Source organism: Nevskia soli, from assembly GCF_903970205.1.
GTDB lineage: Bacteria > Acidobacteriota > Terriglobia > Bryobacterales > Bryobacteraceae > Bog-113.
In genome coordinates this window covers 1-2,926 of the sequence record NZ_CAJCHS010000413.1, presented here as the reverse complement: position 1 = coordinate 2,926, position 2,926 = coordinate 1, and the positions used below count along the sequence as shown (strand labels likewise).

Genomic DNA, 2,926 nt, shown 5'->3' with positions numbered 1-2,926 from the left:
ACGTACCCGAAGAGTTGTATCGCCGGGCCCCTGAAGGGGCAACGGCTGAAAACATCTCGGTTGACGACCTGTTGGCGTCGGCCCTTGAAGAACGCCTGCTTGAATTCGAGCGCCTCAAAGAGAAGGCGTCTCGTGGGAGTTACCAGAAATTCCTATGCGTCATGTCGAAGGTTCCCGCCGTCGAACCGCCGGAGCATGACCGCCTCTGAAGTCCCGAGTCACACACTGGACATTTCATACGCCTCTTCCGGGAATCAGCAACTAACGAATTCGTAGCCCGTGTACCCGCTGTGTTCCTCGGTTCGGCTGAAGTATCGATTCTGGCGTTTCTGGCGGATTGTAGAATCAATAACTTGCGATAGCTCAGTAGGCAGTGCGGGTTCGAGCCCCGCCCGGCTCACCAGTATTTTCAATCAGTTAGCGGGTTGCGATTTTGACTGATTGTCCTTACGTGTACTAATCTCCTTCTGTTCGATGTGAAATTACAGTTTCTCTCTCGCGTGGCCAGATGCTTCGCATTCGGAAACGCACTCAGGTCGCTGCCGATCTCGGACAGCACAGTCCACGCCGTCAGTGAGCCAGTTCGGCCCGGTTCTCTCCTCTTTTGCCCTCGGCCAGAGCACGCAGAATCCTGGCGCCGCTGACGCCCACGATGTTGCTGAGAACGCTCGAAGCTTCACGTTGACCGTCTGCAGCAAACGGCCAATCCGGTTGACTACCCGATTGCGATCCGGCTGCAGGTGGACTCGCAGCCGTTGCATATCCCGCGCTTCACGCACCGGACGAGCGGGAATGAAACTTCCCGCCAGCCGGGCCTAGCCGCAGGCTCGGCATGGGGCGTTCAAATACCGGCACAAATCGTAAAATACATAGACGGTGAGTACACAAGTCAGCTTGTTCGGCAATCTGCGGATCACCGTCGCGGGACGCACCGTGACGGCCGTCAACACGAACCGTCTGCAATCCCTCATCGCGTATTTGATCCTCCACGGCGATTCGCCCCAGCCGCGGGAACGGCTGGCTTTTCTCCTGTGGCCGGAATCGGGCGAATCGCAGGCGCGGACGAATCTGCGGCAGCTTCTCCATCATCTGAAGCGGGCCTTGCCGGCCGAATGCAGTTCGCTCGCAACCGATCATTTCACCGTTCAATGGCGGCATGATTCCGCCTGTAAGATCGATGCCGCAGATTTCCGGGCGGCCATAGCCGAATCCGCCGCGGCGTGTGGCCAGAACGACCGCGCGCGCGAACTGCACGCGCTGACAACTGCGGCTCGGCTTTATGAAGACGACCTTCTGCCTGGCCTATACGACGATTGGATCGCCCCGCTTCGCGACGAATACAGACAACGAATGGCCGGGGTACTGCACCGTCTCGCGCTCCTTACCGAAGAGAGGAAAGATTTCGCCGCCGCCATTGCGTGGGCCAACCGCCTCGTCGCCCTCGAACCGTTTTGCGAGGCACATCATCAATTGCTGATGCGGCTGCACTTCGCCAATCAGGACCGGGCCGGCGCGTTGCGCACTTATCACCAATGCATGCGGGTACTTCGACGTGAGATGGGAGTGGACCCATGCCCGGCGACGCGGGAGCTGTTCGCCAGAATTCTGAAGGCCCCACCCGACCCGGGGGCGCCGGGCCCGTCGGCAACGAAGCCAGTCTCGCAACCGCGCCAATCATGTCCTCTTGTCGGTCGCGCATCGGAATGGCAACAGCTAATGGAAGCCTGGCAATTGGCTGCTGAGAATGGGCCACGGGTGGTCGTGATCTCGGGCGAGCCGGGAATTGGAAAAACCCGGCTCGCAGATGAGATGTACCAGTGGTGTGTTCGGCACGGGGGTTCGGCGCCCACCTTCCTGCGGCGATGCGCGGTTCGGTGCGAATGCCGGAATCGATCGCCACGGCATGGGAGGCAGCGGCGGAGTGGCGGGCCGAATCCGCCGTTCGCGAACTGGCGGCGGAGGCGGAGGCACGGTTTGGCCACGACGGTGTTCGAATCGGGAGGACACGCGCCGAGACGTGGCAGAGGCTCGCGATTGGCCTCGAACCGGTCATGACATTCGACCAATGGGCGTTGGAGGCACGCGACTCGGGTTACGCGACGGTGGAAACTTTCCCTCGCACGCCGGAGCGCAGGGCGGCAACTTCGCTTGGGTTGTTCCTGCTTTCCAAAGGAGACGAATAACCGATGTTGAACCATCCGGCCGGAAATGGAAGAGTCCTTCCGATACCTGACGTTGCGAAACTTCTCCGGCTCAGCGTACTTCTTTATACGCGGTGAGCTGATTGCCGTCGATTGACACCAGGCCCACACCCGGCTTGAATTTCAGGGACTGCCGCTGGTTACCGATCACAAGGACATAAATTCCTCGATCCTGGTCAAATAACTTCCATGTACCCCGATCGCCGCCCGGCAGTGCGATGACGCCGTTGGGCAGGAAACTGATGGCGCATTGCGGATCGGTATCGTTACAACCAAATTTCCGGAAGTGATGTGTCACGATCGAGTCAGGTTCCGTCTTCGCCGCCTCCGCAAACCGGATTCCCTGAATCGCCTGAATCTTGTAGTCCCCGCCCAGGTTGACGGCGGCTCTGGGCGGCAGAATTGCCAGCACTTCGGTACATTCGGCCGCGCATGGACCTTCGATTGTATACTCCACTTCATCGCCGGTAGAGAACAGGGTCTTGGTGAACTTCTTATCCGGCGCGTTTGGCGGATACATTTCTATGCCCAGAGGCGTGCGTATGTTCGCACCGAGAATGCTGACCGAACGGAACGAGACGCTCACCTTGACGATGCCTTTTTCGCCGGTAAGCGACCAGTAATGCACCGACGTCTGCGTATCCACGTGGCCCGAGTTGACACCCGGCTTAAGCGGCGTCGGGTTGTTCGGATCGAGAGATTGCGCCCATAAACCCGACACCCCA

The 2,926-nt window shown here is 59.5% G+C and carries 3 protein-coding genes; 2 read left to right on the top strand and 1 reads right to left on the bottom strand.

The window, feature by feature from the left end:
- Window positions 1-209, top strand: a 209-nt coding sequence (locus H1Y01_RS17765) for a hypothetical protein (protein ID WP_180541908.1), incomplete at its 5' end; no start/stop codon positions are given.
- A gap of 667 nt (window positions 210-876) precedes the next feature.
- The gene (locus H1Y01_RS17760; protein WP_180541906.1) at window positions 877-2,055 is read left to right on the top strand and encodes a BTAD domain-containing putative transcriptional regulator; all 1,179 of its coding nucleotides are present in this window, start codon (window positions 877-879) and stop codon (window positions 2,053-2,055) included.
- A gap of 198 nt (window positions 2,056-2,253) precedes the next feature.
- Here H1Y01_RS17760 and H1Y01_RS17755 read toward each other — a convergent pair.
- A partial coding sequence (locus H1Y01_RS17755) for a hypothetical protein (RefSeq protein ID WP_180541904.1) occupies window positions 2,254-2,926 on the bottom strand: 673 nt, incomplete at its 5' end.